The organism is uncultured Mycobacterium sp. (assembly GCF_964249325.1).
In the GTDB taxonomy this organism is placed as follows: Bacteria; Actinomycetota; Actinomycetes; order Mycobacteriales; family Mycobacteriaceae; genus Mycobacterium.
Genome location: NZ_CAXUCH010000141.1, coordinates 1 through 7,769, shown reverse-complemented (window position 1 = coordinate 7,769; position 7,769 = coordinate 1). Strand labels below are relative to the sequence as shown.

General features: G+C 67.4%; 4 protein-coding genes and 1 pseudogene (1 of these 5 running past the window's edge). All 5 read right to left on the bottom strand.

What is annotated here, in order from left to right:
* Positions 1–906, bottom strand: a pseudogene (locus tag ACFE99_RS16695) ([protein-PII] uridylyltransferase) (it extends 1,533 nt beyond the left edge of the window).
* Between the two features lie 35 nt (positions 907–941).
* Positions 942–1,223 (bottom strand): P-II family nitrogen regulator, encoded by a 282-nt coding sequence (locus ACFE99_RS16690; RefSeq protein ID WP_232070477.1) that lies wholly within the window; start codon positions 1,221–1,223, stop codon positions 942–944.
* A complete protein-coding gene (locus ACFE99_RS16685) occupies positions 1,132–2,661 on the bottom strand; it encodes an ammonium transporter (RefSeq protein ID WP_375487197.1) in 1,530 nt (509 codons plus the stop codon). Before ACFE99_RS16685 ends, ACFE99_RS16690 begins: the two co-directional genes overlap by 92 nt.
* Before the next feature lie 139 nt (positions 2,662–2,800).
* On the bottom strand, positions 2,801–4,069 hold the full coding sequence (ftsY, locus tag ACFE99_RS16680) for a signal recognition particle-docking protein FtsY (protein ID WP_375487195.1): 1,269 nt from the start codon (positions 4,067–4,069) through the stop codon (positions 2,801–2,803).
* 10 nt (positions 4,070–4,079) lie between these two features.
* A complete protein-coding gene (smc, locus tag ACFE99_RS16675) occupies positions 4,080–7,688 on the bottom strand; it encodes a chromosome segregation protein SMC (protein WP_375487193.1) in 3,609 nt (1,202 codons plus the stop codon).
* Positions 7,689–7,769: the final 81 nt, after the last annotated feature.

The following is a 7,769-nucleotide window of genomic DNA, read 5'->3' as shown; positions in this document are numbered from 1 at the left end:
GTAGCTGATGGTTCGAGCTGCGTCCGACAGCACGCGCGCCAGGTCACACCGGGCACCCAGCTGCAGGGCGTCACTGATGTCGTCGGCGTATTGGGCCAACAACACGTCATGGCCGCGGCCGGACACCCGATGCAGCTCGGTGCGCACGTCGATCAGCGCCCGACAGGCCCAGTCCACCGAACCCGCCAGGGTCTCCGGGGTGCGGAGCGCCTGCCGATCGGCGAGCTGCGCTATAGCGAGCCCGTCGAGCAACTGGATGTCGCGGAGGCCACCGCGCCCGAATTTCAGATCGGGCTCGGCGCGGTGTGCAATTTCGCCGGTGCGGCGCCAACGGGCCTGGGCTGCTTCGACGAGTTCGCCGAATCGAGAACGGATCCCGCTCCTCCACTGCCGCCGGACGTCGTCGATCAAGAGCTCCGACAGCGCGGCGTCGCCGGCAATGTGGCGTGCCTCCAGCATGGCCAGGCCCGACGAGATGTCCGCACCAGCGATTTCCAGCGCCTCCGCGACAGTTCGCACGCAGTGGTCGAGGCGAATATTGGCGTCCCACAATGGATACCACAACAGGTCGGCGACCTGGCGGACGACCTCAGCGGGCATGTTGTTGTGTAGCAACATCAGGTCGAGGTCCGAGTGAGGCAGCAGCTCCGCTCGGCCCAGAGAACCGGTTGCGACGATCGCGAAGCCGCTGTCGCCGGTGATGCCAATCTCGGTTGCCTTGGTGGTCAGCCAGGACTCGTGTAGATCCTGCCACGCTTTCCGCACTGCCGCCGAATCCAGTTCGTGCGGACCCCGCGCTAGCAGGCGGTCCCGTGCGGCGACCAAATCGATTGCGGGACGGGCACTTTCAGGAGCCGGGCCCTCCCATCGAGAGTCTGGGACGGGATCTGACCTGCGTGGTCTCATGGTATGCGGGTCGGATCAAATACTGGTGGCCGACCTCATAGGGCATCGGGTCCACGCTCACCGGTGCGTACCCGCACAACGGTTTCTACTGGGCTGACCCACACTTTGCCGTCGCCGATCTTGCCGGTGCGCGCCGCCCGAACCACGCTGTCGACGACCTTGTCGACGATGGAATCGTCGACGACAACCTCGATTCGAACCTTCGGGACGAATTCGACGGAGTACTCAGCGCCCCGGTACACCTCCGTGTGACCCTTCTGCCGCCCGTACCCCTGGACTTCGCTCACCGTCATCCCCAGGACGCCCGCCTCCTCCAGGCTGGTCTTGACGTCGTCGAGCGTGAACGGCTTCACGATCGCGGTGATCAGCTTCATATCCACTTCCCTCCAAGGCGTGACGACCAAGAACCGAACCGCTGACGACCGCGAAATCGTAGCCGCTCTCAGCGTGTTGAGCCTCATCGATGCCTGAGGCTTCGTCCTCTGGGCTCAGGCGCAGCCCGATGGTGTATTTCAGGATCAAAGCCAAGATAGCGGTGACAACAGCCGAATACGCGAGAACACTGAAAGCGCCGATTGCTTGGCGTTCCAGCTGAGCGAACCCGCCGCCGTAGAACAAGCCGGGCGACACGCCGGTGACACCGGCGATGGCAGTGGTCTGCGGGGCGGCGAGCAGGCCGACCAACAATGTGCCCACCAGACCGCCGACGAGATGCACTCCGACCACGTCGAGTGAATCGTCAAAGCCCAATCGGTATTTCAGCCCGACCGCCAGCGCGCAGAACACGCCGGCCAGTGCGCCGATCACCAAGGCGCCCACCACGTTGACTGACGAGCACGACGGCGTAATGGCGACCAGGCCGGCGACGATGCCCGACGCTGCTCCCAGCGAGGTGGCGTGTCCGTCGCGGACGCGCTCGGTGAGCAGCCAGCCGAGCATGGCGGCGGCGGTCGCGACCGTGGTGGTGATAAACGTGGCGCCCGCAGCGCCGTTGGCGCTGGTAGCCGACCCCGCGTTGAATCCGTACCAGCCGAACCACAGCAGTCCGGCACCGAGCATCACAAAAGGCAGGTTGTGCGGTCGCATCCGCACATTGGGCCAGCCGTGCCGCCTACCGAGAACAATCGCCAGCACCAGCCCGGCCGTCCCGGCATTGATGTGCACCGCGGTGCCGCCGGCGAAGTCGATTGCGTGCAGTTTGTTGAGAACCCAGCCGCCGTGCGCCGCCGCGAACTTGTCGGCCGCGAACACCCAGTGCGCGATCGGGAAGTAGACGAATGTCGCCCACAGTCCGGCGAATACTGTCCACGCGCCGAACTTCATCCGGTCGGCCACCGCGCCGGAGACGAGCGCGACGGTGATGATCGCGAACATCAGCTGGAATGCGACGTAGACGACGTGGGGCATGGTGCCCGCCAACGGGATCTGCACTGCTGAGGTGTGCGTGCTTGGATCCGCGGCGACGGCATTGGCACCGATGAGGCCCTTGAGTCCCCAGTACTCGGTTGGCCTGCCGGCGATGTTGCCGACGTCGTCGCCGAAGGCCAGCGAGTAACCGTAGAGCACCCACAGCACCGTCACGACGCCCATCGCGCTGACGCTCATCATGATCATGTTGAGCACGCTTCTGGCGCGGACCATCCCTCCGTAGAAGAACGCCAAGCCCGGCGTCATCAACAGCACAAGCGCCGAACTCGCCAGCATCCAGGCGGTGTCGCCAGTATTGGGAATGCCCATGGTTGGGAATTGGTCCACTCGACATCACCTCCGCATCAGCGCAGTCCCGGCCACCAAAGGTGACCGATGACCTTGTCAGACAATGCGCAAAGGTTGTTGCGGCGTTAGTGCCTCAACGTTTCGCCGAGGTAACGTAATTCTCACTGCGGGAGAGGAGTCAGCCCAGCAGCGCGTCGACGAAGGCCACAGGCTCGAAGGGGGCGAGGTCGTCCGGTCCTTCACCGAGTCCCACCAGTTTCACTGGCACGCCCAATTCCTGTTGGACGCGGAAAACGATGCCTCCCTTGGCTGTTCCGTCCAACTTCGTGAGGACTGCGCCGGTGATGTCGACGACGTCGGCGAATACCCGCGCCTGGGCCAGCCCGTTTTGACCGATGGTGGCGTCCAGCACGAGCAACACTTCGTCGACCGCCGCCCGTCGGCTGACCACCCGCTTGACTTTGCCGAGTTGGTCCATGAGCCCGGTTTTGGTATGCAGTCGGCCGGCGGTGTCGATCAGCACGACGTCGGCGCCCGTGGCGATGCCCTTGTCGACGGCGTCGTAGGCCACCGAGGCAGGATCGGCGCCTTCGGCGCCGCGGATCACCTCGGCGCCTACGCGGGCGGCCCAGGTTTCCAGTTGGTCGGCCGCGGCTGCTCGGAATGTGTCGGCGGCGCCAAGCACGACGCGCCGGCCGTCGGCCACCAGCACGCGCGCCAGCTTGCCGACGGTTGTGGTTTTCCCGGTGCCGTTGACGCCGACGACGAGCAGCACCGACGGGTGGTCGGCGTGCGGCAGCGCGCGGATGGAGCGATCCAGCTCGGGCCGCAGCTCGGCGATCAGGACCTCCCGCAGCACCGTGCGGGCGTCCGCCTCGGTACGCACGCTGCTGGTGGCGAGCCGGCTGCGCAGGTGCGATACCACCGATTCAGTAGCCGCCGGGCCCAGGTCGGCCACCAGCAGGGTGTCCTCGACGTCCTGCCACGACTCCTCGTCGAGGTCGCCGCCGCCGAGCAGGCCGAGCATGCTGCGGCCCAGAGTGTTCTGTGATCGGGCGAGGCGGCCGCGTAGCCGTTCCAGGCGTCCCTCGGGTGGGGCGATCGCACCGATGTCGGGTGCGACCGGTGGTGCCTCGACTTGCTGGGTCTCGGGTTCGGGCAGCTGGACGTCGGCGATCGGACGTTTGACGGCGTCGCGCGGGACGGTCGCGTCGTCGCCGACGCCGGGCAAGCCGGTGGTGTCGATGCGGTCCGGCGGTGCCGTCTGAGTGAAGGTGATACCCGACGACGTGGTGTAGCCGCCGGAACGGTCAAGCGTGCTCGCTTGCTGGCGGGCCGACAGGCTGATCCGGCGCCGTCGGTACAGCACCAGGCCAACGGCCACCGCAGCGATGACGACCAGTACGGCCGCGACCGCAACGGCGATCCACAAAGCGCCGGACACCATGTACTCCTGGCTATCGTGAGCTGCCGACGAGCTGGTCCACTTGGTGGCCGCGCATGCGCTGCGAGATCACCGTGGTGATGCCGTCGTCTTGCATGGTCACGCCGTAGAGGGCATCGGCCACTTCCATCGTCGGCTTTTGGTGCGTGATGATGACGAGCTGGGACTGGGTGCGCAGTTGTTCGAACAGGTCGAGCAGCCGCTGCAGGTTCACGTCGTCGAGCGCCGCCTCCACCTCGTCCATGATGTAGAACGGCGACGGCCGGGCCCGGAAGATCGCCACCAGCATCGCCATCGCGGTCAGCGCCTTCTCGCCGCCGGAGAGCAACGACAGCCGCTTGATCTTCTTGCCGGGCGGCCGGGCCTCTACCTCGATGCCGGTGGTGAGCATGTCGTCGGGATCGGTCAGCCGCAGCTGGCCTTCCCCGCCGGGGAACAGGGTGGCGAACACCGCGCGGAATTCGCGTTCCACGTCGGCGTAGGCATCGCTGAAGACCTGCAGGATGCGCGCGTCGACGTCGGCGATCACGTCGAGCAGGTCCTTGCGGGCGGCCTTGACGTCTTCTAGCTGCGTGGCTAGGAAGTTATAGCGCTCCTCCAGTGCGGCGTACTCCTCCAGCGCCAGCGGATTCACCCGACCCAGTTCGGCCAGTTCGCGTTCGGCGCGTTTGGCCCGGCGCTCCTGGGTGGGCCGGTCGAAGGGCATCGGTGCCGGCGGGGTGACCTGCTCGCCGCGGTCGCGGGCCTGCTCGTACTCGGCCAGCTCGAGCTCGGTGGGTGGCAGCGGGACCTGCGGGCCGTATTCGGCGACCAGGTCGTCGCACGCCATCCCGAACTGCTCGAGCACCATCTGCTCGAGCTGTTCGATGCGCAGCGCTGCCTGCGCTTTGGCCACCTCGTCGCGGTGAAGCGCCTCGGTGAGCGCCGCGATGCGGGTGCGCAGCGCGTCCACTTCCTCGCGAACCGCCACCATTGCAGCCGAACGCTGTTGGCGTTCAACCGATAACGCGTCGCGACGGCGCGAGGCGGCATCCACGACCTGGGTCAGCCGCGCGGCCAGCAGCCGTCCACAGTCGGCTACTGCCGCGGCCACGGCGGCCGCGCGTTCCCGAGCAGCGCGAGCTTGCTCAGCGCGCAGCCGTGCCTCGCGTTCAGCAGCAGCGGCACGGCGCAGTGAATCCGCCCGCCCGCGAACGGTATTCGCGCGCTCTTCAGCGGTGCGCACCGCCAACCGGGCTTCCACCTCGGCAGCCCGGGCGGTCTCCAACAAGCTGCGTACGACGTCGATGTGCTCACGGTCGATGGGTTCGCTCGCCGAACCGTGTGGAGTCTGTTCGGCATTGCGCAGTCTGGTCTCCAGGTCGCTGAGCTCCTCGACGGTCTGCGCGCGCCCGGTTTCCAGCTCTTCGCGCTGGCGCAGCAGCCGGCCCCACTCCTCTTCGGCAATGCGGGCATCCTGTCCCAGTCGGCCCAGCTGCTCATAGATGGCCGCGATCGCGGCGTCGGATTCGTTGAGCGCCGCCAGCGCCTGCTCGGCGGCATCCTGGCGGGCGGCCTGCTCGGTGAGAGCGCCAGAGAGCGCGGCGCTTAGTTCGTCGGCCTGAGCCTCGGCGGCAGACAGCTCGGCGCGGGCCTTGTCGATCTCCGAGGTGAGTTCCAGCGTGGACGGCTTGCGGTCCGAACCGCCGCTGACCCACCCGGCCCCGACCAGATCGCCGTCGAGGGTGACCGCCCGCAGCTGCGGGTGGGCGGCCACCAGATCGAGTGCGGCAGCCAATTCGCCGACCACTGCGACCCCGGAGAGCATGGCGCTCATCGCGCCGCGTAGCTGGGGCGGTGCCTCGACGAGATCGACGGCCCACACGGCGCCGTTGGGCAGCGAAACCGCTGGCATGTGGTCTTGTACCGGCCAATCGCCCAGCACGATGGCGGCGCGACCGGCGTCGGCCTCCTTGAGCGCGGTCATCGCTGTGCGGGCCGCACCGAAACTGTCCGCCGCCAGCGCATCGGCGGCCGCCCCGAGTACCGCGGCCAGCGCCGCCTCGTAGCTCGAGCGCACCTTGACCAGCTTGGCGATCGATCCGAAAAGACCAGCCCCGCTGTGGTTTTGACTGAGCCAGGCAGCGCCGTCCTTGCGCTCGAGGCTTACCGACAGCGCGTCGATGCGGGCGCGCAGTGAAGCCACTTGCCGTTCGGCGCCGCGCTCAGCGGCCTGTAGTTCAGCGACTCGTTCGTCGGCCAGCCGCAAGGCGGCGACCATCCGGTCGTGGTGCTCGTCGAGGCCGACCTCGCCCTGGTCCAACTCGCCGACCCGAGCCTGCACTGTTTCGAACTCCGCATAGGCCTGCTGGGTGCGCGCAGCTGCCTCTTCGATTCGTTCCGCCAACTTCGCGATGCTGTCGTCGATCGATTCCACCCGCGCGCGCATGGTCTCGACCTGACCGGCCAGCCGGGCCAGGCCCTCGCGGCGGTCGGCTTCCGCCCGCACCGCCGCCAGGTGCGCCTTTTCGGCGTCGGCGAGGCTGCGTTCACGCCCGGCCAGTTCGGCGCGGGCCGCCTCCAGCCCGGTACGCGCGGTGGCCAACTCTGCTAACAGCTGCTGCTCTTGCGTCGCCACCTGCTTGGCCTCCACCTCCAGCGCGGCGGGGTCGGGCCCACCGGTTGCGGCCGGCGCGACGTCGAGGTGCTGGGCGCGCTCGCTGGCGATGCGCACGGTGGCGCCGACCCGTTCGGCTAACGCGGACAGCCGAAACCAGGTCTGCTGGGCTGAATCGGTGCGCTCAGAAAGGCGGGCCGAGGCGTCCTCTTGTGCCGCTAACTCCTCAGATGCCACCGCTAATCGGGCAGAGGCCTCGTCATGCTCGCGGCGCAACGCTGCCTCGGCTTGGCTGGCGTCTTCAAATTCGGTCGTGCGGGTGACGATGTCGTCGGCGGCCAGCCGCAGCCGGGCGTCGCGCAGATCGGCTTGGATGGTCTGGGCGCGGCGGGCCACTTCGGCCTGGCGGCCCAGCGGTTTGAGCTGGCGGCGTAGCTCGGTGGTCAGGTCGGTGAGCCTGGCCAGGTTTGCTGACATCGCGTCGAGTTTGCGGAGAGCCTTTTCCTTGCGCTTGCGGTGCTTGAGCACCCCGGCGGCTTCCTCGATGAACGCGCGGCGGTCTTCGGGCCGCGACTGCAGGATCTCCTCTAGCTTGCCCTGCCCGACGATGACATGCATCTCGCGGCCGATGCCCGAATCGCTCAGCAGCTCTTGCACGTCCATCAACCGACAACTGCTGCCGTTGATTTCGTACTCGCTCGCACCGTCGCGGAACATCCGGCGGGTGATCGAGACCTCGGAGTATTCGATCGGCAGCGCGTTGTCGGAGTTGTCGATGGTGACGGTGACTTCGGCGCGACCCAAGGGCGGCCGCGAGGAGGTGCCGGCGAAGATGACGTCTTCCATCTTGCCGCCCCGCAGCGTCTTGGCCCCCTGCTCGCCCATCACCCAGGCCAGCGCGTCGACCACATTGGATTTGCCCGAGCCGTTGGGACCCACCACCGCGGTGATGCCTGGCTCGAAACGCAGAGTCGTTGGTGAGGCGAAGGACTTGAAGCCCTTCAACGTCAGACTCTTGAGGTACACGACGTGCCAGACTACCGCCGAATTGCCCGACTACACCCACGCCCCTACGCGGCGCCCATCGTCGTACAGGTACCGGCCGCC